Below are 22079 nucleotides of genomic sequence, written 5' to 3'. Positions count from 1 at the left end.
GGAGATCAGTACGGAAAGAGCCGTAGCCCTCAACCTGCGTCTGCCGGTGCGACCCGGTGGGAACAGGCGAGGGCTACGGACCCGGCGTATACGCATGGGCCAGCCTTTACTAACGCGATGCTTACAAAGCTTCGCGAGCCTGCCCGATGACAGATCACCAGTTCACACCAGGGTGCCGAACTTTACTCTTGCTTTACTCAGGGGAAGGAACCCTTCCGGACAACTCACCCTCGGGCGCCCGCGGGGGGACACCCTCCGGCCGTCAGCCCTCGGCGGCCAGGCGCTTCACCGTCGACGCGATGTCGTCCTTCAGGGAGGCTCCGGGCGCCACCCGCACCAGATTGTCGTGCGCGGCGCCGCTCTCCCCGCCGACCGTCACGAACCGGACCTTCGGGTTCTTCTCCACCGCGGCCTCCGCGGCCGCCACCTGCGGGGCGCCCGAGGCGACGACGATCTCGCAGTCCCGCTGCATCAGTCCGTTGAGGAACGGGCGGGCGTTCGCCACCGACTTCTCCCCCATCACCGGGACGAACGTGACGCGGATGCGCTTGTCGAGGGACGCGGCCTGCATCCCCTCCCAGACGGGGGCCGCCGGCGCTCCGGTCACGATGCCCCGGTCGTCGGTGAGCAGACAGGCGTCGTAGTCCTGGTAGGCGCGGGCCCGTGTGTCGGGCGGGGTGCCTCGTGTCTCCGACCCGACGAACAGCCAGGTGCCGACGAGACCGAGGGTCAGGACGAGCACGGCTCCCAGGGCCCAGCCGACCCGGCCGCGGAGCGCCCCCGCACCGGCGGCCAGCAGCCCGGGGATCCGGGCCGATCCGGACTCCGCCGCCTCCTTCCTGGCCGCCTCCCGCTCGGTGGCGCGCCAGGCTCGACGGGTCTTCACCGGCCCGTCTCCTTCACGGTGAGGCAGTGCGCCGTCGCGGCCAGGGTGGAGGTCGCGAGCAGGACCACGTCGAGGAGGTACGGGAGGCCGTGCGTCTCCTCGGGGGTCAGCGCGATCTGGAAGCACCAGCCGACGGAGACCGCCGTGAACAGCAGCGCGGTGAGCCAGTCGCCCCGCGTCCCGCGCCGGAGGGCGAGGGTGAGCGAGGGGACGAAGCCGAGGACGCCGAGGCTGAGCAGCGGCACGAGCGCGAGCCCGATCCGGGCCGGCCGGCCCGGCAGCTCGGTGCGGCGCGGGGGCTCCGCGCCCTTGTCCAAGTGGACGGCCTGGTTCACGATGCGCGAGACCTCTCACGGATGCGCACGCCAGGGGCGGGGCGCACGGGTGTACGACAGGGGACGCCGTACGGTACATCCCCCGCCGCGAAGATCACCCCCGGGGTCCCGCTCCCCCGGTGGCGCCCCGTGCACCTCAGATGCGGTGCCGCACCCACACATTGGGCTCGACGTAGACCGCGTATCCGCGCGAGGCGACGCAGTGGACGGGCACGAGCGCGCCGTCGACCTCGACGGGGCCGTCGGTGTCGAAGGGGAGACCGGTCCAGGTGCGCCACTGCTCGACGGAGCCGGAGACGGTCATCGAGGCCGGGGCCACCGCCTCGATGACACCGCCCGCGCGCACATGGACGCGCAGCCACGCGTCCTGCGGAAGACCGTCGGCCTCCCGCGTGCGGAAGGCGTACTCGTGGATGGAGGCCGCGGCCTCCAGGTGCTTGCCGTTGGGCCGGACCGGGGCGACGAGCTCGGAGAAGCCGCGTCGGCCGGCGTTGTCCCGCATGGCGGCCAGCATCCGGTGCGAGAGCCCCTGGCCCAGGGCGCTCGTGTCGACGGTGATCTCGATGGCGCTGACGGTGTCGGCCTCACGGCCGTGCTTCAGGTCGGAGAACGCCCAGAGCAGCACCTCGTCCCAGCCGCGCGCGGGCAGCTCGCGGCGCCCGTCCACGTCCAGACGAAAGGGGACGCTGAAGCCGCGGGCGACGACCTTGCCCTCGGCGTCGGTGGCGACGAGCACGTACTCCGGCAGCTCACGCACGATCCGCCCGATGTTCGCCCAGCCCACCGGGTCGTACATCATGAACTCGGGCCAGAGGTCGCGCATGCCCCACATCGGCCCTTCCAGTTCGGGGCGCTCGGCAAGGGTCGATATGTTCAGGTCCATACGGGCAGAGTAAAGATCGTTTACCGCTGTGGCCAAGCGGATTTCCGGTGTCAGGTGCGCGCTACGGAAGCTTCTGCTGCGGACAGCCCGCGAGGACGCGCTTCATCGCGTCCCGCTCCCCGCCCGTCACCCACACCCCGTACTTCTTCTTCACCGCGATCTGCCGGGCCACGTACGTGCAGCGGTACGCCTTGTTCGGCGGCAGCCAGGTCGCCGCGTCGCCGTCGGACTTGCGGCGGTTGGTGGAGGCGTCGACGGCGAGCAGGTTGAGCGGATCGTTGGCGAACCGGCGCCGGGTCTCGCCGTTCCACTTCTGCGCGCCCTTCTGCCAGGCGTCGGAGAGCGCGACGACATGGTCGATGTCGACCTTGCTGCGCCCGCGGACGAAGCGGACGGTGGTCCCGGTGTACGGGTCGTCGGTGAGCGTGCCGGAGGCGACCTTGCAGCGGCCGTCGGTGAACCGGACGCCGGTCAGATCGCGCTTGAGTATGTCGTCCCGGGTCCCGCAGCCGTTGCCGTCGACGTCCACCCAGGCGCGGCCGAACTTCTCCCGCTCGTAACCGGTCTTCGGGGCCCGGCCCTTGACGGTGAGGGTGTCCACGGCGGCGAGGGCGGTCCCGCGTGCGGCGGGCCTGTCGCCCGCGCCACCGCCGGATCCCGGGCTGTCGGCTCCGGGTGAGCAGGCGGTGGCGACGAGCGCGGCGGCGGCAAGCGCCGGGGCGGCCAGGGCAGTTCGAATCGTCCGCTCTGTAAGCATTCGGGAATTCTAGGGCGCCGCGGGGCCGCCGGGAGGAGCGCCCCCGGCCGCCGCCCGCCCGCTCAGACCTTGCCGATGCCCAGGGTGTTCTCGGAGGGCAGCAGGCCGGAGCCGATCGCCGCCAGCCATGGGCCGCCGAGCAGTTCGGCGAGCCGGGCGGTGCCGTCCGGTCCGAGGGCGTCCCAGGGAGCGGCGGCCAGTTCGTCGGTACGCCGTTCGACCTCGGCGCGCAGGGCGCGGCCGGCCTCGGTGGCCTCCCCGTCCGGCCCGAGGAACCCCCGGCCCGTGAGCCGCTCCCGGGCCGCCGTCCATTCCTCGTCGCTCCAGCCGCGGCTTTCGAAGACGGGCTCGGGTGCGGCGCCGATCGCCGCGAAGGAGACGAGCGATTCGACGGGGTCGAGTCCCGCCTCGACGAGGGAGGCGAGGTGACCGTCCCCCCGGTGCTCGCGCAGGATCGTCGCGGACTGCCAGAGGACCAGGTGCGGGGCCTCGGGGCGGGGCAGCGCGGCGTTGGCGGCGGCGAGCGGGCGGGCTGCGGGGCCCCCGGCCGCCGGGGCCCCGTCGGCGGCGGCGCGGGCGAAGGCGGCGGCCTCGGCGAGTTCGGGGCTCGCGAGGAGCTCCTCGCCCAGGACGGCCCGCCAGGTGCGGTCGACGGCCCGGAGCCGCGCGGCGAGGACGTCGGCCGGGGCGGCGGTCTCCCAGACGGCGGGGACGTACCGGGCGACCATCGTGGGGCTGAAGCTGTAGAAGGTCTCGGTCACCCGGTCCGGGCCGGCGGGGCCGAGGGGCGCGGCGCGCCAGGCGAAGTAGGAGGGCCAGCGTTCGGCGGTGTCGTAGCCGAGGGCGGCGGCCTCGTCGAAGGCCTCGGGGCCGTAGTAGAGCAGGGCGTGCAGGGGTTCGAGCAGGTGCCACATCTGACGTACGCGTCCGGGTTCCACGGTGCGCTCCTCTTCGCTCGCTCAACATCTAGTCACTGACTAGATACTGCGCCTCCGACTCAGAACTTGTCAATGACTAGATACGGGATACGCTGCTGCCATGACGAGCCGGAGCACCTACCACCACGGCGACCTGCGGCAGGCCGTCCTCGCCGCCGCCCTCGACGTCATCGCCGCCGAGGGTCCCGGGGCGCTCAGCCTGCGCGACCTCGCGCGCCGAGCGGGCGTCTCCCACGCCGCGCCCGCCCACCACTTCAAGGACCGCACCGGGCTCCTCACCGCCCTCGCCGCCGAGGGGTACGGACTCCTCGCCGAGGCTCTCGCCGCCGCGCCCGACCTGCGCGAACGCGGCGTACGGTACGTCCGCTTCGCGGTGGAGCACCCCGCCCACTTCCAGGTCATGTTCCAGCCCGCACTGCTGCGCGCCGACGACCCCGACCTCCTCGCCGCCAAGGAGCGCGCCTCCGCCGAACTCCGCGCCGGTGTCGCCGGTCTGACGGACACCGGCGACGCCCGTTCGGCGGGCATCGCGGCCTGGTCCCTCGCCCATGGCTTCGCGACCCTGCTCCTCACCCACAACGTGACGGGCGCGGTGGGCGACCGGGACCCGGAGGAGTACTTCCGCTCGCTCACCGGTCTGCTCTTCTCCGGTCAACTCCCCGCGTCCGGTCGGCAGGAGCGGGAATAGCCCGCGTCGGTCAGCACTTGACGAGGGGCATGAGAACCACGCACACCCTCCGTCGCACCGCCATAGCCCTGCTCACCACGGCGACCCTCGCCTTAGCCCCCACCGCCCTCGCCACCACCGACCACACGGGAGCGGGCACCTCCTGGCGGGGCGCCTGGGCCGCCTCCCCGCAGGCGCCGACCCAGCCCCTCACCCCCAACTGGTCGCAGCAGGGCTTCGACAACCACACCGTGCGGCAGGCCGTACGCGTCACGGCCTCCGGCTCACGGACCCGGATCGAACTGAGCAACCGTTACGGCAGCACCCCGCTGCGCGTCACCGGCGCGACCGTCGCCCGCACGGCCGAGGGCGGCGCGGTGCGGCCCGGATCGGTCCGCACCCTGCGCTTCGACGGCCGCGCGTCCACGACGATCCCGGTCGGCGGCACGCTCCTCAGTGACGGAACGCCGTTCCCGGTCAAGGCCTTCGAGTCGCTGACCGTCACCCTCTACCTGGCGGGCGAGACCGGCCCCACCACCTTCCACCACTTCGCCTCGGCCACCAGCTACCGGGCCGACGGCGACCACCGGGCCGATGTGTCCGGCACCGCGTTCAAGGAGACCAGCACCTCCTGGTACTTCCTCTCCGGCGTCGAGGTCACCGGCGGCCGTGACACCGCCCGGCGCGACGGCATCGTCACCTTCGGCGACTCGATCACCGACGGCGTGGGCGCGGCGACGGACGCGGACAACCGCTACCCGGACGAGCTCGCCGAACGCCTGGCGGCGGCGGGCAGCCCGCGCGCCGTCCTCAACCAGGGGATCGCCGGCAACCAGGTCGTCAACGACACGACGTGGGCGGGCGAGAAGGCCCTGACCCGCTTCCGCGAGGACGTGCTGAACGAGCGGGGCGTCGGCACGGTCATCCTCCTGGAGGGCATCAACGACATCGGCGGCAGCACGGTGACGTTCCCCGCCGCCCCCACCCCCGACGTGTCGGTGACCACCCTGATCAAGGGCCACCGCACCCTGATCCGCCAGGCCCACGCGAAGGGCCTGAAGGTGATCGGCGCGACGCTCACCCCGATCAAGGGCTCCTTCTACGAGTCCCCCGCCAACGAGGCGAAGCGGGACGCCTTCAACGACTGGGTCCGCACCTCGGGCGCGTACGACGCGATCGTCGACTTCGACCGGACGGTCGCCGACCCGGCGGACCCGGACCGCATCCTGCCCGCCTACGACTCGGGCGACGCCCTCCACCCGAACGACGCGGGCTACCGCGCGATGGCGGACGCCCTGGACCTCGACCGGCTCTGACCGGCTCCGACGGCGCCGGGCTCCGGCCGGTTCACCCGAACCGGCCGGAGCCCGGCGGTCTCACGAACCGAGGATCGTCGTCAGGAACTCGCCCGTCCATCCGAGGAGTTCGCGGCCGACGACCGGCTTTCCGCCGATCTTGCCCGATGTCGGGCGCGGGACCAGGATCTGGTGGACCGCCGGCTTGATCACCGTGCGCGGGTAGAGGCGCTTCAGGCGCAGCTCCTGGGACTCGCGCAGCTCCACCGGGGCGAAGCGGATGTTCGGGCCCTGGAGGACGATCTCGCCGACGCCGCACGCGCGGGCCAGCATGCGCAGGCCCGCCACCAGGAGGAGGTTCTCGACCGGCTCCGGCAGCTTGCCGTAGCGGTCGGTGAGTTCCTCGCGGACCGCCCTGATGTCCTCCTCCGAGTTCGCCGAGGCGATCGAGCGGTAGGCCTGGAGGCGGAGCCGCTCCCCGGGCGCGTAGTCGTGGGGCATGTGGGCGTCGACCGGGAGCTCGATCTTGACCTCCAGCGGGGCCTCCTCCTCCACCCCGCCCTCCATCTGCGCCCGGTAGTCCGCGACCGCCTCGCCGACCATCCGTACGTACAGGTCGAAGCCGACGCCCGCGATGTGGCCGGACTGTTCGCCGCCGAGCAGGTTGCCCGCGCCGCGGATCTCCAGGTCCTTCATCGCCACGTACATGCCGGCGCCCATCTCGGTGTGCTGGGCGATCGTCGCGAGCCGCTCGTGCGCGGTCTCGGTGAGCGGCTTCTCCGGCGGGTACAGGAAGTACGCGTAGCCGCGCTCCCGGCCACGGCCGACACGGCCCCGGAGCTGGTGCAGCTGCGAGAGACCGAAGTTGTCGCCGCGCTCGACGATCAGGGTGTTGGCGTTGGAGATGTCGATGCCGGACTCGACGATCGTCGTGGAGACGAGGACGTCGAACTTCTTCTCCCAGAAGTCGACGACCACCTGCTCGAGGGCCGTCTCGGACATCTGGCCGTGCGCGGTCGCGATCCGCGCCTCGGGGACGATCTCGCGCAGCCGCGCCGCCGCCCGGTCGATCGAGTCGACCCGGTTGTGGATGTAGAAGACCTGGCCCTCGCGCAGGAGTTCGCGCCGGATCGCGGCGCCGATCTGCTTCTCCTCGTACGGTCCGACGAAGGTGAGGACCGGGTGCCGCTCCTCGGGCGGGGTGGTGATCGTCGACATCTCGCGGATGCCCGTCACCGCCATCTCCAGGGTGCGCGGAATCGGGGTGGCCGACATCGTCAGCACGTCGACGTTGGCGCGGAGCTTCTTCAGCTGCTCCTTGTGCTCCACGCCGAAGCGCTGCTCCTCGTCGACGATGACCAGGCCCAGGTCCTTGAACTTGGTCTCGGAGGCGAAGAGGCGGTGGGTGCCGATGACGACGTCGACCGAGCCCTCCCGCATGCCCTCCAGGGTCGCCTTCGCCTCGGTGTCCGTCTGGAAGCGGGACAGCGCCCGCACCTTCACGGGGAACTGGGAGTACCGCTCGCTGAACGTGCCGAAGTGCTGCTGCACGAGCAGGGTGGTCGGGACGAGGACGGCGACCTGCTTGCCGTCCTGGACCGCCTTGAAGGCGGCCCGTACCGCGATCTCCGTCTTGCCGTAGCCGACGTCGCCGCAGATCAGACGGTCCATGGGAACCGTCTTCTCCATGTCCTCCTTCACCTCGGCGATGGTGGACAGCTGGTCGGGCGTCTCCGCGTACGGGAAGGCGTCCTCCAGCTCGCGCTGCCACGGGGTGTCGGAGCCGAAGGCGTGGCCGGGGGCCGCCATCCGCGCCGAGTACAGCTTGATGAGGTCGGCCGCGATCTCCTTGACGGCCTTCTTCGCGCGCGCCTTCGTCTTCGTCCAGTCCGCGCCGCCGAGCCGGTGCAGGGTCGGCGCCTCGCCGCCCACGTACTTGGTGACCTGCTCCAGCTGGTCGGTCGGGATGTACAGCCGGTCGCCGGGCTGGCCGCGCTTGGCGGGGGCGTACTCGACGAGGAGGTACTCGCGGGTGGCGCCCTGCACGGTCCGCTGGACCATCTCCACGTACCGGCCGACTCCGTGCTGCTCGTGCACGATGTAGTCGCCGACCTCCAGGGTCAGCGGGTCGATCGTCTTGCGGCGCTTGGCCGGCATCCGCTGGCCGTCCTTGCCGGCCGCCTTCTGGCCGGACAGGTCGGTCTCGGTGAGCACGGCGAGCTTGAGCGCCGTGTCGACGAAGCCGTAGTCGATGGAGCCGCAGGAGACATGGACGACGGAGGGGGCGATCTCCGTCAGGTCCGCGTCGAGCCGGGCCGCGATGCCCTCGCCGCCGAGGACCTCGACGGTACGGGAGGCGGGGCCGTGGGCCTCCGTGACATAGACCGTGCGCCAGCCCTCGGCCAGCCAGCCCTTGGTGTCGGCGAGCGCGCGTGCGGTGTCGCCGCGGTACGACTCGGGGGCGTGCATCCCGAGGGTGAGGGTGTCCGCTCCGGAGTCGTCGGCCGTGGCGTCCGCCGCGAACGGCGACACCGACCACCAGGCCATGTCCAGCTCGCGCGCCCGGTCCCGGACGTCCGCGATCCCCCACAGCGAGGCCGCGCCGACGTCGATCGGGGCCTCGCCGCCGCCCGCCGTGGCCGCCCACGAGGCCTGGAGGAACTCCTGGCTGGTGGCGACGAGGTCCGCGGCCCGGGTCCGCACCCGCTCCGGGTCGCAGACGACCGCCATCGCGCCCTTCGGCAGCACGTCGATCAGCAGCTCCATGTCGTCGACGAGGACCGGCGCGAGGGATTCCATGCCCTCGACCGCGATCCCCTCCGCGATCTTGTTCAGGAGTTCGCCCAGCTCCGGGTGCTCCTCGGCGAGCGCCGCCGCCCGCTCCCGTACGTCCGCGGTGAGCAGCAGCTCACGGCAGGGCGGCGCCCACAGCCCGTGCTCGGCCACTTCGAGGGACCGCTGGTCGGCGACCTTGAAGTAGCGGATCTCCTCGACGTCGTCACCCCAGAACTCGATCCGGAGCGGGTGCTCCTCGGTCGGCGGGAAGACGTCCAGGATGCCGCCGCGCACGGCGAACTCGCCGCGCTTCTCGACCAGCTCCACCCGGGAGTACGCGGCGGCCGCCAGGCCCTCGACGATCGCGTTCAGATCGGCGGTCTGACCGGATCGCAGCGCCACCGGCTCCAGGTCGCCGAGGCCCTTGACCTGCGGCTGGAGCACGGAGCGGATGGGGGCGACGACGACGCTGACGGGGCCGGCCGCCGGGTCGTCGTTCCGGGGGTGCGCGAGGCGGCGCAGTACGGCGAGCCGCCGGCCGACGGTGTCGGAGCGGGGGGAGAGCCGCTCGTGCGGCAGGGTCTCCCAGGAGGGGTACTCGGCGACGGTGTCCGGGTCCAGCAGCGAGCGCAGGGCGGCGGCGAGGTCCTCGGCCTCCCGTCCGGTCGCGGTCACCGCGAGCACCGGCCGCCCCGAGTCCCGGGCGAGCGCGGCGACGGCGAAGGGCCGGGCGGCCGCCGGGCCGACCAGGTCCACGTGCGGGCGGTTGCCGTCGGCGGCGGCCTTCACCGCCTCGGCGAGTGCGGCGTCCTTGACGACGGCGTCGAGCAGACCGTGCAGGCTCATGAAGCTTTCCATCCCGGTGGGTGACGGGGGCGGGCAACGCGAACAGCCCGACACGTCTCACGGGCCGGGGTGTTCCCGGGCGCGTACGGCCCGGTGCGCCCCAGCCTACGACGTGCCACCGTCACTCGCCCGAAGGAGCGGGGCCACTCGGGACGGCGAGAGGGGGTGCGGGAGCCCCGGACGGCCGTGCGGCCCCGGTGGACCCGGCAGGGTCCACCGGGGCCGCACTCCCCCGTTCCGTCCCGCGACCGCTACTCGCTCGCGATCGCGTTCAGGACGTTCATCCGGCCCGCCCGGAAGGCCGGGACCAGCGCCGCGAACAGGCCCACGAAGGCCGATCCGACGAAGACGGTCAGGATCGTCGACCAGGGGATCTCCAGGACCCCGAGGCCCTCCAGGGCGAGCAGCTTCTGGGCCGCCGTGCCCCAGCCCATGCCCAGGCCGAGGCCGAGCAGGGCGCCGAAGAGGGCGATGACCACCGACTCCAGGCGGATCATGCGGCGCAGCTGGCGGCGGGAGAGGCCGACGGCCCGCATGAGGCCGATCTCCCGGGTCCGCTCGACGACCGACAGCGCCAGGGTGTTCACGACTCCGAGGATCGCGACGACGATCGCCAGGGCGAGGAGCCCGTACACGATGTTGAGCAGCTGTCCGACCTGGTCCTGCAGTTCTTCCTTGTAGTCGGCCTGGTTGCTCACCTTGTACTGCGGGTAGGGCGCGAGCGCGTCCTTGAGGGCCTGGTAGGCCTGGGTCTCCTGTCCCTCCTTCGCGCTGGAGAGGAGGAGCAGGCTCTGCGGCATCCGCTCGGCGGGGACGTACTCGGCGAGGGTGCTGACGTTGATGTACATCGCCCCCTTGTCGACCTGCCCGGTGTCGGCGGTGATCGCCGCGACCTTCAGCTTCGCCTTCTCGCCGCCCTTGAAGGCGAGGGTCAGGACGTCGCCGACCTTCACGCCGTGTTCGGTGGCGTAGTCGCTGCCGACGGACATCGCGCCCTTGCCGTAGGCGTCGGCGAGGGTGCCGGAGGTCGTCTCCCGGCGCAGGTCCTTCATGTACGACGGGTCGGTGGCGGCCAGGTCGGCCTTCGTGGTCTTCCCGCGCGGGTCGGTGACGGTGGCGTCGACCCACTTGTACTCGCTGACGTGGTCGATCCCGGGGGCCTTCTCCAGCGCGGCCTGGGCCTGCGGCACGATCGGCTGCCCGGTGCCGGACTGCACGATGAAGTCGGCGCCGACGGACCGGTCGAGCTCGTCGGTGGCCGAGGCGACCATCGAGGAGCCGACCACCGAGAGACAGGCGACGAGCGCGAGGCCGATCATCAGGGCGGCGCCGGTGGCGCCGGTGCGGCGCGGGTTGCGGAGCGCGTTCCGCTCGGCCATCCGGCCGACCGGGCCGAAGATCCGCAGGACGACGACGCCCAGGGCGCGGACGACTCCGCCGGCGAGCAGCGGGCCGACGACCACGAAGCCGAGGAGGGTGAGGACCACGCCGAGGCCGAGCCACAGGGAGCCGGGACCGGCTTCCGCGGCGCGGGAGGCCGCCACGAGAGCGGCCGCTCCGACGGCCGTGAGGGCGAGACCGATGACGCCGCGCACCCGGCCGGCCTTGCCGTCGGCGGGGGTGCCCGCGTCGCGGAGGGCGGCCATCGGGGAGACCTTCCCGGCGCGGCGGGCCGGGATGTAGGCGGCGAGGACGGTGACGACGATGCCGAGGGTGAGACCGACGACCGGGGTCGTCCACGCGACGGTGAGGTCGCGGGTGGACAGCTCCATGCCCGCCGCGGACATGAGCTTCATGAGTCCGACGGCCAGGCCGACGCCCGCGGCGACTCCGGCGATGGAGCCGAAGAGGCCGAGGAGCAGCGCCTCGACGAGGACGGAGCGGTTGACCTGCCTGCGGCTGGAGCCGATGGCCCGCATGAGGCCGATCTCGCGGGTGCGCTGGGCGACCAGCATGGAGAAGGTGTTGACGATGAGGAAGATGCCGACGAGGAAGGCGATGAAGGCGAAGCCGAGCATCGCGTACTTCATGACGTCGAGGAAGCCGGCGACGTCCTCGCGGCCCGCGTCGGCGGCCTCGGCTGCGGTCTGCAGCTTGTAGCCGTCGCCGATCGAGGCGGCGATGTTCCGCTTCAGGGTGTCGTCGCTGACACCCTCCTTGGCGTCGGCCGTGACCTGGGTGAACAGGCCTTCCTTGCCGAGGAGTTCACGCTGCGCGGTGGCGGTGTCGAAGTAGACGACGGTGGCGCCCGGGTTGGTGACCTTGAACTCGACGATGCCGGAGATCTTCGCGGTGAAGTCACCGGTGACGGAGATCGTCCGCAGCTCGTCGCCGATCTTCAGGCCGTGCTTCTCGGCGGTGGCGCCGTCGACGATCACCTCGGTGGGGCCGCGCGGCTCGTGGCCGGAGGCGAGGTCCACCGAACGCAGCTCGTTCTTGCTCCAGTTGACGGCGATCGTCGGGGCGCCGCTGGTGGGCCCGACGTTCTTGTTCTTCGCGTCGACGACGGTGACGCTGGTCGAGACGACCGCGCCCTGGGCGGCCTGGACGCCTTCGGTCTTCCGGACCTGCTCGACGAGCGAGGCGGGGAAGGACTCGGGGCGGCCGGTCTGCGGGGTCTCGTCCTCGACCGCCGCGCCCTTGGGGCTGACGGTGACGTCGGACGCGGTCGAGGCGAAGAGCTTGTCGAACGTCGTGTTCATGGTGTCGGTGAACACCAGGGTGCCGCTGACGAAGGCGACGGAGAGCAGGACGGCGATGGCGGAGAGCGCCATCCGGCCCTTGTGCGCGAAGAAGTTGCGCAGTGAGGTCTTCAGGACACTCATGACGTCCGCCCGCGCGCGTCGAAGTCCTTCATGCGGTCGAGGACGGCGTCGGCGGTGGGCCGGAGCATCTCGTCCACGATCCGCCCGTCGGCGAGGTAGAGGACCCGGTCCGCGTAGGAGGCGGCGACCGGGTCGTGGGTGACCATGACGATCGTCTGGCCCAGTTCGTCGACCGAGGTGCGGAGGAAGCCGAGGACCTCGGCGCCGGCCCGCGAGTCCAGGTTTCCGGTCGGCTCGTCGCCGAAGATGATCTCGGGGCGGGCGGCGAGCGCGCGGGCCACGGCCACACGCTGCTGCTGACCGCCGGAGAGCTCGTTCGGCCGGTGCTTGAGCCGCTCGGAGAGGCCGACGGTGTCGACGACCCGGCGCAGCCACTCGGCGTCCGGCTTGCGGCCCGCGATGTCCATCGGGAGCGTGATGTTCTCGATCGCGCTCAGGGTGGGCAGCAGGTTGAAGGCCTGGAAGATGAAGCCGATCCGGTCCCGGCGCAGCTGGGTGAGCTTCTTGTCCTTGAGCCGGGTGATCTCGGTCTCGTCGAGGAAGATCTCGCCACTGGTGACGGTGTCGAGTCCGGCGAGGCAGTGCATCAGGGTCGACTTGCCGGAACCGGAGGGTCCCATGATCGCGGTGAACTGTCCGCGGGCGATGTCGACGTCGACGGAGTCCAGCGCGACGACCCGGGTCTCCCCGGAGCCGTACGCCTTGACGACCTGACGCGCCCGCGCGGCGACGGCCGTACGCCCTCCAGTACCCCCGTGCCTGGGGATGGTCACAGCCGTGGTCACGGTTTTCTCCTAGCGGTGGCGTGGAGCAGTGGGTGGGTTTGTAAGTTCAAGTTAAGGACGGCGGGAGCCCGTTCTCCTCCTCCGCCGGGACGAACGGTCCCTGGCCCGTATGGGGGAGATGCCCCTAGGGGTTCCTCCACCCGTGGTCCGAGTGGGACCCTGAGCCAAAACATTTAGGTGTACGAAGAATGGGGTTACGCGGTGACGGAGCCGTACGTGAAGGGGGTCGCGACAGCGGATCCGGACACCCTGCCCGCCCGCCGCGGTCCCGTAGTGGCCGCCCTGATGCTCGGCATGGGTCTCGCCGCCATCGACGGCACGATCGTCTCCACCGCCGTCCCCCAGATCGTCGGCGACCTCGGCGGACTCGCCGTCTTCTCCTGGCTCTTCTCCGGCTATCTGCTCGCCGTCACGGTCACCCTGCCCGTGTACGGGAAGCTCAGCGACACCTTCGGCCGCAAGCCCGTCCTGATCGCCGGGGTCGTCCTCTTCCTCTTCGGCTCCCTGCTGTGCGCGGCCGCCTGGAACATGGCCTCCCTCATCGCCTTCCGCGTCGTCCAGGGCCTCGGCGGCGGCGCCCTCCAGGGCACCATCCAGACCATCGCCGCCGACCTGTACCCCCTGAAGGAACGCCCCAAGATCCAGGCGAAACTCTCCTCCGTGTGGGCCGCGTCCTCGGTCGCGGGCCCGGCGGCCGGCGGCCTCCTCGCGGGGTACGCCGACTGGCGCTGGATCTTCCTGATCAACCTGCCGGTGGGCGCGGTGGCCCTGTGGCTGATCGTCCGGCACCTCAAGGAACCGGCCCGCACCACACCCCGTGCGCGCGTCCGCATCGACTGGGCCGGCGCCCTCGCGATCTTCGCCACCGGAGCCCTGCTCCTGACCGCACTCGTCCAGGGCGGCGTCGCCTGGCCCTGGCTGTCGGCCCCGTCCCTCGGACTCCTGGCCGGGGCGGCCGCCCTCGGCGTGGTGACCGTGCTCGTCGAACGACGCGCGGCGGAACCGATCATCCCCGGCTGGGTCTGGCGCCGCCGCACGATCTCCGCCGTCAACCTGGCCCTCGGCGCGCTCGGCCTGCTCATGGTCGCGCCGACCGTCTTCCTGCCCACCTACGCCCAGTCCGTCCTGGGCCTCGGACCGATCGCCGCCGGATTCGTGCTCTCGGTGATGACCCTGAGCTGGCCCATCAGCGCCGCGTTCTCGAACCGGGTCTACAGCCGGATCGGCTTCCGCCTCACCGCCGTCATCGGCATCTCACTCGCGCTGGCCGTCCTCCTGGCCTTCCCGTTCCTCCCGTTCCCCGGGGAACCCTGGCAGCCCGCCCTCCTCATGCTGCTCCTCGGCGGGGCCCTGGGCCTCTTCCAACTGCCGCTGATCGTCGGCGTCCAGTCGACCGTCCCCTACGAGGAGCGGGGCACGACCACCGCGTCGGTCCTCTTCTGCCGCCAGGTCGGCCAGAGCGTGGGCGCGGCGGTGTTCGGCGCCGTGGCGAACGGCGTCCTCGCCGCCCGACTCGGCGGCAGCGGCGACCTGGACGCCCTGGCCCGCGCCCTCGACGACCCGGCCTCCCTGACGGCCGAGGCCACGGACCACCTCCGCCGCGCGGTCGACGCGGCCGTCGACTACGTCTACGTCGGCGCGGCGGGCGCGGCCGCCCTCGCCCTCCTGGTGCTGCTCTTCCTCGCCCCGCGCCGCTTCCCGGTCCTGCGGGAGGTCGCGGGCGGCGACCGGAACGAGGCGGCGCACGACCAGGGGGCGTCCTGATCGGAGGTCGCCCTGATCAGAGGTCGCCCCGGACCAGGGCGTGCAGATGCTCGTCGTGCCATCCGTCGGCGTGCAACAGCGCGCTGCGCATGGTGCCTTCGAAGGAGTACCGCGCCTTCTCCGCCACCCGGCAGGAGGCCGTGTTGGCCACCGAGTGGGTCAGCCGCAGGCGGTGGAGACCGAGCTCGTCGAACGCCCACCGGCTGACACGCTCCGTCGCCCCGACGGCGACGCCCCCGCCCCTGGCCTCCGGCAGCAGCCAGTAGAAGACCTCTGCACCGCCACCCGCGAGGTCGATGTCACCCCACCCGATGAGCCCCGCCGCCGCACCGCCCGGCCGGGCGATCGCCCAGATCGCGCTGAGCTCGTCCCGCCACCGCCCGTGCATGCGCTCGATCCGCTGCCGCGCCTCCTCCGGGGAGTCCACCACCAGACGGTTCCAGTGACGGATCGCCGGGTCCCGGCCGGCGGCCAGCAACGCGTCGGCGTCACCGAGCCCCCAGGGACGCAGTTCCCACCCACCGGGCAGACCGAGTACGGGCTGCTCCATCGCGGCCAGACGACCGGCGGGAACGACGGGCGGCGGTACGGGCGAGGGAGAGATCATCGCGGCATCGTGCCACAACCCCTCGCGTACAAAGGCCTGCTGTACTACTCCGCCGAGGCGAGCCCGACGAACCCGGCCCACGCGTCCCGCGAGACGCGGAGCGCCGGACGGGCGACGTCCTTGGAGTCCCGGACGTGGACGGCTCCCGCCCCGGTCGCGACCTCGATGCACTGGCCGCCCTCGGTTCCGCTGTAGCTGCTCTTGAACCAGTCGAGGGATTCCGTGTTGTTCATAGCTCTCCCAGCAACTTCTCGATGAACTCCAGTGACTCTCGCGGGGTGAGAGCCTGCGACCGGATGATCCCATAGCGGGCGGAGGCAAGAACCGTCTGTTCGGGGTCGGTTGTCAGCGAGCTGGTGTTCTGCGCCTCGACGTAGAGGAACTTCTTGCCGTCCTTACGCGTGACGACCGTGAACGGTCCGTTCACGCCCGCGTTGTCCTCGCAGTCGGTCGGCATCAGCTGGATCTCGACGTTTCGTCGCTGCCCGATCAGCAGCAGGTGCTCCAGCTGGCCGCGAAGGACGCCGTTGCCGCCGTACCGATGCCGCAGCACCGACTCGTCCATGACGAAGCTCAGCAGAGGAGTGGGACGCCGATCGAAGATGTCCTGTCGCGCGAGTCGGGCCGTCACTCGCTGTTCGATCGTCTCCTGATCCAGCGGTGGGCGTCGCATCGCCAGGAGGGCCCGCATGTACTCCTCCGTCTGGAGAAGACCGTTGACCACCATCGTGTCGTACATCAGCAGCTCTATCGCCTGCTTCTCCAGCTGCGCCATCCCCTGGAAGAACGCCGGATACTGCGCCCTCTCCAGCTGGTCCTTCCAGACCTTCAGCAGGCCGCCCGCGTCCAGTACTTCGTCCGCGCGGTCGATCGCGCGCGGCGGCGGGATCCTTCTGCCCTGCTCGAACGAGGCGATGGTCGAGGCCGAGTAGCCGAGCCGCCTGCCGAACTCCTCCCGCTCCATCCCCGCCCGCGTCCGCAGCGTCTTCAGGCTCTGCCCGAACGCCGCCACGACACCCTGCCCGGACTTGTCCGCCGTCTGGCCGGCGTCCGCCTCGGGCCCCGGCTCCGACGCCGCGCCCACCTGCTCCTCCGCCACCGCGCCCCGCCTCTCGTACCTGCACCGACACGGCACGTACAAGGCGATCACGTCGGTGCGTCACCACTGGTCACGCTACGCCACCAAGAGGAGCGTGGGAGGCATGACGAGCAACAACTCCCATCCCACCGGCACCACTCAACTCTTCGGTGTCTCGCCTTACTTGGACACCCGGTTCTTCGCCCTGCGGTTCACCTCGACCGCCCGGGGCGCCCGGCTGGCGCGGCGGCTCGTCGCCGTCCGGCTGGACGAGTGGGGCGTGCCGTACGGGACCGGGGCGCACGAGACCGTCGTGCTGGTCGCGGCCGAGCTGGCGACGAACGCGGTGCGGCACGGGCATGTGCCGGGGCGGGACTTCCGTCTCTCCCTGCGCGTCTCCGACGGGCTCGCGCGGATCGAGGTGGGCGACACCCGCGCCGAGCGCGTACCGCCCCGGCCCGGGAAGCTGCCCGGCCCCGGTCCTGAACTCACGGACGGGGGCCGGGGGCTGCTGCTCGTCGAAGCGCTGGCGGACCGCTGGGGCTGGTGCCCGAGGCCGGCGGCCCCGGGCAAGACGGTCTGGGCGGAGTGCGCCCTCGGCTGAGGGGCCGGTTCAGAAGGCGATGTCGTACCGCACGCCGTTCGTGAGGTCGGTCTTCACGCCCGGCTTGAAGGGCGCCTTCCAGTTGCCCGTACCGGCGTAGAAGGTGGCGCCGGCGGCCGACGTGGCGATCAGGTCGGCGCGGCCGTCGCCGTCGGCGTCCCCGACGCCGACGAGGTCGGTGAAGGCGCCCCAGCCCTTGCCGATCGGGGTGCGGGCGGCGAAGGTGCCGTCGCCCTTGCCGAGGTACAGCCAGAGCGCACCGGCCCTGTCCCGGGCCACGAGGTCTCCCGCCGGGCCTCCGGCGAGGTTCCCGACGGCGGCGATCTCGTTGTAGACGCCCCAGCCGCCGCCGATCCGCTTGCGGGCGGAGAAGGGGGCGGTGGCCTTGCCGGTGCCGGGGTGGAGCCACAGGACGCCGGACGTGTCGGAGGCGACCACGTCGGTCCGGCCGTCGCCGGTGACGTCGCCGCCGCCCGCGATCCGGTCGTAGATCCCCCAGCCGCCGCCGACCCACGTCCGCCCGGCGAGCGCCGTGTCCCGGTCGTTCGTGCCCTGGTAGAGGTAGAGGCCGCCGAAGCGGTCCCGGGCCAGGACGTCGGGCGCGGTGGTGCCCGCGATGTTCCCGACGGTCTCGAGACGGTCGTAGAGCTGCCAGCCGCCGCCGACCCGCGACCGGCCGAGCGAGGCGACCGAGCCGCCCGTCGCGGCGGGCCGGGTCCGGACGGACCACAGCGAGCCGCCGGGTTCGCGGGCGAGCAGGTCGGCCGTGCCGTCGCCGTCGAAGTCGTGCGGCGCCGCGGGCCGGTTCACGGTGAAGCGTCCGGTGGCGACCAGCTTCGGGCCGACCCCCTCCTCCGGCCGGGCGGTGATCTCCCACTCGTACTCGCCCGCGCGGGCGGGGCTCGGCCCGTTCGTGCGCTCCGGGTCCTTGCCGTCCCAGCGCCAGGTGACGCGACGCGGGTCCCCGTCGGCGGCGTCGGCCGGCCACTCCTGCGTGAACGCCGCCCCGCCCGTGACGTGCCTCAGGCTGACGCGTACGGCCGCGTCGCCCCGCGACAGGTTCCAGGCGAAGTCGACACCGCCCGCGAGCTCCTCGGCGGAGAGCGACTTCGGGGTGTCCGAACCGGTGAGGGTGACGACGGTGGTCTGGCCGGTGGACGCGACCATGTCGACGTCCGGCCGGCCACCGTCGGCGCGCGGCGCGATCCGGTAGAGGCCCTCCCCGTGCTCGGGGGTGCCGCCGCGCACCAGGAGGCTTCCGCCGGGACCGGCGACGGCCGAGGAGAACGCGGTGAGGAGGACGGCCTCCTCGCCGGTCTCGACCGACTGGACGGTGAACGGCCGCACCGTGTCGGCCGCCGCGCCGCCGGCGGGGGCGGACGCGTCGATGTGGGCCTTCCGGCCGTACGCCACCCAGCCGCCGACCAGGTACAACGGGTCGTTCAGGTCCTCGGCCGGGATCCACTTCTCGACGCCCTGGCCGCGCCGGTGGGCGACGATGCCGTTCCCCGACAGCCGTATCTCGCGCCAGGCCACGTGGGTGGCGGAGATCGCGCCCTGCCAGGCGGACTCGTACCTGTCCTGGAGGTACATGGGCCCGTGCCCCGAGGCGAAGTCGACGACGACCTTGGCGGACGAGTCCCTCCGCTCGCCGACCCAGCAGTCGTAGAGCGCGGAGCCGGTGTCGGTCCAGGCCTCGTCGCCCTCGAAACAGTCGAACTGGGGGCCTCCGAGCACCCAACGGACCTTCGCCGTACCGGCGTCGAGGGTGGCGACGTACTGCCGCCAGGTGCCGGCCTCCTCCCGCGAGAGAAGGATGTTCGTGCCCGCCAGGCCCGAGAACCGGTAGCCGCCGAGGGTGTGGAGGTCGATCTCCACCGGCGCGGCGGCGGCCGTGGCGGGGGTCGACAGGTCGTGGACCCGCAGCACCCTGCTGAGGGCCGGGTTCGCCGCGTCGCCGGTGACGACGAGGTCCGTGCCGCCGCCGACGGCGGAGGCACCGGGCAGGACGACCGAGGAGCCGTCCGCGTAGCGGGTCCAGCGGTACTCGGGGCTGCTCCCCCGGGTCTTCGACAGGAAGCCGCCCGGGCCCGCGCCGACGACGTCCGCGTCACGCGGGAAGGACACGGTGGTCGGCCGGTCCTCCTGCGGGGCAGCGGGCGCGGCGGGGGCCGCCGTGGCCGGGAACGCGGTGAGCGTGCCGCCCGTGGCGGCAAGGGTGAGAGTGACGGCGACGGCCGCGATACGACGGCCGCGCGTGCGTGTGACGTGCATGAATGGGTTCCTCCCGTGGAAAGGGGAGGCTAACCGACCGTCGTGTTTCGGCCATCACCGGCCTCGGTCAGGAGCCGCCCCGCCGCTTCCGGGGCGAGAGGCAGAACGGATGCCCCGCCGGGTCCAGGAGCACCCGCCACAGGTCGGGCCGGGGCTGGGGCTCGGGCACGGTCGCACCCCACTCCACGAGCCGGGCCACCGCCTCGTCCAGGTCGTCGACGTCGAAGTCGAGGTGCAGCTGCTGCGGCACGTCCTGGCCGGGCCAGGACGGCGGACGGTAGCCGTCGACGCGCTGGAAGCCGAGGAGCAGCCCTCCGTCGCCCCCGCCGACACCCGCGAACTCCCCGTCCGAGCGCTCGTGGAGCGGCAGCCCGGTGGCCCGGTGGTAGAAGTCGGCGAGGGCCAGGGGGTCGGCGCAGTCGAGATTGACGGCGGTCGGTCGCATCAACATACGCGCGAGCTTAAGGAGTTGGTCCGGGCGGCGGGACACCGGCTCTCCGGAGGCCGGGCCCCCGGCCCGCTACTCCTCGCCGTCCCCCGCCGTCCCGGCTCGGCCCGTCAGCGCCGCCAGCGAGTCGCGGATGTGGTCCATGTGGGCGTGGATCTCGTCCCGCCCCTCCTCGTGCTCCCGCAGGATCCGTTCCGTCTCGCGCTCGACCCGCTCCGCCTTCATCCGGGCCTCCGCGAGCAGCTCCCCCGCCCGCGCCTCCGCGTCCTCCTGGCCGTGCCGGGCCTGCTCCTCCGTCTCCGCCAGGGACCGCTGCGCCTCCCCGAGCCCCGCCTCCGCGGCGTCGGTCAGCTCCTTGTGCCGGGCGTCGAGCTCCGCCGCCCCGGCCTCCGCCGCGCGCTCCGCCTCGTCCCGTACCGCCGACTGCTTCGCGTTCTGCTTCGCGAGCAGCTCCGCCGCGCGCCGTTCGGTCTCCTCGAAGACCTCCCGCGCCCCGGTCCTGCGCTCCTCCGCCTCGCGGCCCGCCTCCGTCGTCAGCTCCTCGGCCCGCCCCCGCGCCGTCTCCAGCGTCGTGCGGGCCGCCGCGTCGGCCGCCGCCCGGACGCCCTCCGCGTACGCCCGCGCCGACTCCGCCGCCTCCCGGCCCGCCGTCTCGGCGGCCTCCGCGAGGGACTGTGCCTCGGCCTCGGCGGACCGGACGAGCGTCTGGTCCTCCAGCTCGGCCAGCTCCAGGATCTTCCGCGCCCGGTCGCCGAGGGACTCGTACCGCTGCGGCGCGAGTCCCTCGACGACCTCCCGCAGCCGCAGGGCCTCGGCCTCCATCTCCTTGGCGAGGACGGTGAGCCGCGCCGCCCGCTCCCAGGCCCGGTCACGGTCCGCGGAGAGTGCGGCGAGGTGGCGGTCGACCTGCTCGGGCCGGTACCCGCGCCCCCGTCCGACAGCGAAACTCATCCCTGGCGCCCCTTCCCTCTGACCCGAACGTCCAGGATGCTTCATCAGAACGGACAAAAGGCGCTCAACGTGCATACACGTCGAGCGCCTTTCATCACATTCTGTCCAGCACAGTCTGTCCAGCGGTGTCAGCGGGAAAACCCGGCCGCTCCCCCTACAGCAGGCCGTCCCACATCTGCTCCAGGAGCACCGACCACCAGTTCTCCGGCGACGACAGCGCCGCCGGGTCCAGCATCGCCAACTGCGCCTGGAAATCGACCGTCCAGCGGCCCGCCTGCTCCGGATTCAGCCCGAACCGCAGCCGCCACATCCGTCCGAGCAGCGCCATCGAGCGGGTGAACTCCGGCAGCCCGGTGTTCACGAACTGCGGCGGCACCGACTGCCCACCGGGCCCGGCCTCCACCGGAACCGCCACGATGTGCGCCGTCCCGTACTGCACACAGAGCGCCCGGCCGAAGTCCGAACCGAGCACCAGGTACGAACTCGCGTCCGGCGCCGCCTGCACCTGCCGCTGCGCCGCGAGCTCGGCCAGCGTCGGCACCACCGGCACCGCGGGCTGCGCCCAGAAGAACGGCCCGAAGTCCGCCGGCAGACCCGCCCACACCAGCGTGCGCGCCACCAGCTCGGGCACGCCCTGCCGGGACACCGCCCGCTGGTCGAAACGGAGGATGCCCGGACCGAACGCGCCGGCCAGTTCCTGCGCGATCGCCTCCGGCGGAACCGGCGGCGCCGGCTGCACCTGCGGCAGCGGCGCCCGGACCGGGGCGGGCCGCGCGGGACCGTCCGCGACCTGGTGCAACTCACCCTGATGGGTGAGAAGTTGCCGCATGCCCTGCTGACGGCCCGCGTGATCACGGCCGTACGGGGCGATGCTGGTGATCCGCGCCTGCGGCCAGGTCTCCCGGATCATCCGCGCACAGTAGGCGCCCGGCAGCTCACAGGACTCCAGCTCCGTGTGCAGCTCCAGCACCTGCTGCGGCGGCACGTTCATCGCACGCAGCTCGTGCAGGATCTGCCACTCCGGATGCGGGGTGCCCGGCGCCGAACGCCGGATGATCTGCGCCTCGGAACCGTCGGGCGCGCGATAACGCAGCACCGCCTGGTACCCGGGACCGACCGTCGGCTGACCCGCCGGCTGCGGATACCCGTACGCGGGGGGTACGGGACCGGACGCCGGACCGGGCGCGGACGGCGGCACGTGCCCACCGTGCACCGGCGGCGGCGGAGCCGGCGGACCCGGAGGCTGCGGCGCCGCGGGACCGGCCGGACCCGGGTGGGCCAGCATCGTCGCCGCGTGCTCCAACCCGCCCGACGAGCCACCGGGCACACCCGGCGGCGGCGAGGGCGGCGGCGGCGCCGAC

General features: G+C 72.5%; 19 protein-coding genes. 4 read left to right on the top strand and 15 right to left on the bottom strand.

The genetic code is table 11. From position 1 onward, the window contains the following. Nucleotides 1-262 precede the first annotated feature (262 nt). The 5 genes from IE311_RS34055 to IE311_RS34035 all read right to left on the bottom strand — a co-directional run bounded on the left by IE311_RS34055 (nt 263) and on the right by IE311_RS34035 (nt 3775). Nucleotides 263-886, bottom strand: a complete 624-nt coding sequence (locus IE311_RS34055) for a type 1 periplasmic-binding domain-containing protein (protein WP_189835751.1) — start codon at nt 884-886, stop codon at nt 263-265. After that, the gene (locus IE311_RS34050) at nt 883-1221 is read right to left on the bottom strand and encodes a hypothetical protein (RefSeq protein WP_189835750.1); all 339 of its coding nucleotides are present in this window, start codon (nt 1219-1221) and stop codon (nt 883-885) included. Before IE311_RS34050 ends, IE311_RS34055 begins: the two co-directional genes overlap by 4 nt. A gap of 136 nt (nt 1222-1357) precedes the next feature. Further along, nucleotides 1358-2104: an N-acetyltransferase gene (locus tag IE311_RS34045; protein WP_189835749.1), complete on the bottom strand. Its 747-nt coding sequence runs from the start codon at nt 2102-2104 to the stop codon at nt 1358-1360. A gap of 61 nt (nt 2105-2165) precedes the next feature. After that, nucleotides 2166-2861 carry an HNH endonuclease family protein gene (locus IE311_RS34040; RefSeq protein ID WP_189835748.1) on the bottom strand — a complete coding sequence of 232 codons (696 nt, stop codon included), beginning with the start codon at nt 2859-2861 and terminating at the stop codon, nt 2166-2168. Between the two features lie 62 nt (nt 2862-2923). Continuing rightward, on the bottom strand, nt 2924-3775 hold the full coding sequence (locus tag IE311_RS34035; protein WP_189835765.1) for an SCO6745 family protein: 852 nt from the start codon (nt 3773-3775) through the stop codon (nt 2924-2926). Nucleotides 3776-3899: 124 nt separating this feature from the next. Between IE311_RS34035 and IE311_RS34030 the strand changes: the two genes are divergently transcribed. Then, on the top strand, nt 3900-4487 hold the full coding sequence (locus IE311_RS34030) for a TetR/AcrR family transcriptional regulator (protein WP_189835747.1): 588 nt from the start codon (nt 3900-3902) through the stop codon (nt 4485-4487). A gap of 29 nt (nt 4488-4516) precedes the next feature. Continuing rightward, the gene (locus IE311_RS34025; protein WP_189835746.1) at nt 4517-5782 is read left to right on the top strand and encodes an SGNH/GDSL hydrolase family protein; all 1266 of its coding nucleotides are present in this window, start codon (nt 4517-4519) and stop codon (nt 5780-5782) included. Nucleotides 5783-5842: 60 nt separating this feature from the next. Here the strand turns inward: IE311_RS34025 and mfd are convergent, their stop codons facing one another. The 3 genes from mfd to IE311_RS34010 all read right to left on the bottom strand — a co-directional run bounded on the left by mfd (nt 5843) and on the right by IE311_RS34010 (nt 12992). Then, nucleotides 5843-9382, bottom strand: coding sequence for a transcription-repair coupling factor (gene mfd, locus IE311_RS34020; RefSeq protein ID WP_189835745.1), 3540 nt, complete (start codon nt 9380-9382; stop codon nt 5843-5845). Between the two features lie 251 nt (nt 9383-9633). After that, entirely contained in the window at nt 9634-12207 is a 2574-nt protein-coding gene (locus IE311_RS34015; RefSeq protein WP_189835744.1) for an ABC transporter permease, read from the bottom strand. Then, on the bottom strand, nt 12204-12992 hold the full coding sequence (locus IE311_RS34010; protein ID WP_055601397.1) for an ABC transporter ATP-binding protein: 789 nt from the start codon (nt 12990-12992) through the stop codon (nt 12204-12206). The genes IE311_RS34015 and IE311_RS34010 overlap by 4 nt, the downstream gene beginning before the upstream one ends. 201 nt (nt 12993-13193) lie before the next feature. Between IE311_RS34010 and IE311_RS34005 the strand changes: the two genes are divergently transcribed. After that, nucleotides 13194-14756, top strand: a complete 1563-nt coding sequence (locus IE311_RS34005; protein ID WP_373314022.1) for an MFS transporter — start codon at nt 13194-13196, stop codon at nt 14754-14756. Between the two features lie 16 nt (nt 14757-14772). Here IE311_RS34005 and IE311_RS34000 read toward each other — a convergent pair whose 3' ends face one another. The 3 genes from IE311_RS34000 to IE311_RS33990 are packed head-to-tail and all read right to left on the bottom strand — an operon-like array spanning nt 14773 to nt 16447. Further along, on the bottom strand, nt 14773-15363 hold the full coding sequence (locus IE311_RS34000; RefSeq protein WP_189835743.1) for a GNAT family N-acetyltransferase: 591 nt from the start codon (nt 15361-15363) through the stop codon (nt 14773-14775). Nucleotides 15364-15407: 44 nt separating this feature from the next. After that, complete coding sequence (locus IE311_RS33995; RefSeq protein WP_189835742.1) at nt 15408-15596, bottom strand: DUF397 domain-containing protein; 189 nt, start codon at nt 15594-15596, stop codon at nt 15408-15410. After that, on the bottom strand, nt 15593-16447 hold the full coding sequence (locus tag IE311_RS33990; protein ID WP_189835763.1) for a helix-turn-helix domain-containing protein: 855 nt from the start codon (nt 16445-16447) through the stop codon (nt 15593-15595). The genes IE311_RS33995 and IE311_RS33990 overlap by 4 nt, the downstream gene beginning before the upstream one ends. Before the next feature lie 118 nt (nt 16448-16565). Between IE311_RS33990 and IE311_RS33985 the strand changes: the two genes are divergently transcribed. Further along, nucleotides 16566-17045 (top strand): ATP-binding protein, encoded by a 480-nt coding sequence (locus IE311_RS33985; RefSeq protein ID WP_189835741.1) that lies wholly within the window; start codon nt 16566-16568, stop codon nt 17043-17045. 9 nt (nt 17046-17054) lie between these two features. Here the strand turns inward: IE311_RS33985 and IE311_RS33980 are convergent, their stop codons facing one another. From IE311_RS33980 to IE311_RS33965, 4 genes are all read right to left on the bottom strand, one after another. Beyond that, nucleotides 17055-19319 carry an FG-GAP repeat domain-containing protein gene (locus IE311_RS33980; protein WP_189835740.1) on the bottom strand — a complete coding sequence of 755 codons (2265 nt, stop codon included), beginning with the start codon at nt 19317-19319 and terminating at the stop codon, nt 17055-17057. Nucleotides 19320-19386: 67 nt separating this feature from the next. Next, nucleotides 19387-19770, bottom strand: a complete 384-nt coding sequence (locus IE311_RS33975) for a VOC family protein (protein WP_189835739.1) — start codon at nt 19768-19770, stop codon at nt 19387-19389. 69 nt (nt 19771-19839) lie between these two features. Next, a complete protein-coding gene (locus IE311_RS33970) occupies nt 19840-20718 on the bottom strand; it encodes a coiled-coil domain-containing protein (protein ID WP_189835738.1) in 879 nt (292 codons plus the stop codon). Between the two features lie 154 nt (nt 20719-20872). Then, the coding region (locus IE311_RS33965) for an SUKH-4 family immunity protein (protein ID WP_189835737.1) at nt 20873-22079 on the bottom strand (1207 nt) is incomplete at its 5' end.

This window comes from Streptomyces zaomyceticus, from assembly GCF_014656215.1.
In the GTDB taxonomy this organism is placed as follows: Bacteria; Actinomycetota; Actinomycetes; order Streptomycetales; family Streptomycetaceae; genus Streptomyces; species Streptomyces zaomyceticus.
Note: the sequence above shows the minus strand (reverse complement) of the source record. Positions and strands in the feature narration are given on the sequence as shown.

What these genes read in the sequence shown, in the direction of transcription:
- IE311_RS34040 (WP_189835748.1), bottom strand. Translation starts at nt 2,861, where the DNA reads ATGCTTACAGAGCGGACGATTCGAACTGCCCTGGCCGCCCCGGCGCTT.
- IE311_RS34015 (WP_189835744.1), bottom strand. Translation starts at nt 12,207, where the DNA reads ATGAGTGTCCTGAAGACCTCACTGCGCAACTTCTTCGCGCACAAGGGC.
- IE311_RS33995 (WP_189835742.1), bottom strand. Translation starts at nt 15,596, where the DNA reads ATGAACAACACGGAATCCCTCGACTGGTTCAAGAGCAGCTACAGCGGA.
- IE311_RS34045 (WP_189835749.1), bottom strand. Translation starts at nt 2,104, where the DNA reads ATGGACCTGAACATATCGACCCTTGCCGAGCGCCCCGAACTGGAAGGG.
- IE311_RS33975 (WP_189835739.1), bottom strand. Translation starts at nt 19,770, where the DNA reads ATGTTGATGCGACCGACCGCCGTCAATCTCGACTGCGCCGACCCCCTG.
- IE311_RS34000 (WP_189835743.1), bottom strand. Translation starts at nt 15,363, where the DNA reads ATGATCTCTCCCTCGCCCGTACCGCCGCCCGTCGTTCCCGCCGGTCGT.
- IE311_RS34035 (WP_189835765.1), bottom strand. Translation starts at nt 3,775, where the DNA reads ATGTGGCACCTGCTCGAACCCCTGCACGCCCTGCTCTACTACGGCCCC.
- IE311_RS33985 (WP_189835741.1), top strand. Translation starts at nt 16,566, where the DNA reads ATGACGAGCAACAACTCCCATCCCACCGGCACCACTCAACTCTTCGGT.
- IE311_RS33970 (WP_189835738.1), bottom strand. Translation starts at nt 20,718, where the DNA reads ATGAGTTTCGCTGTCGGACGGGGGCGCGGGTACCGGCCCGAGCAGGTC.
- IE311_RS33980 (WP_189835740.1), bottom strand. Translation starts at nt 19,319, where the DNA reads ATGCACGTCACACGCACGCGCGGCCGTCGTATCGCGGCCGTCGCCGTC.
- IE311_RS34025 (WP_189835746.1), top strand. Translation starts at nt 4,517, where the DNA reads ATGAGAACCACGCACACCCTCCGTCGCACCGCCATAGCCCTGCTCACC.
- IE311_RS34030 (WP_189835747.1), top strand. Translation starts at nt 3,900, where the DNA reads ATGACGAGCCGGAGCACCTACCACCACGGCGACCTGCGGCAGGCCGTC.
- mfd (WP_189835745.1), bottom strand. Translation starts at nt 9,382, where the DNA reads ATGAGCCTGCACGGTCTGCTCGACGCCGTCGTCAAGGACGCCGCACTC.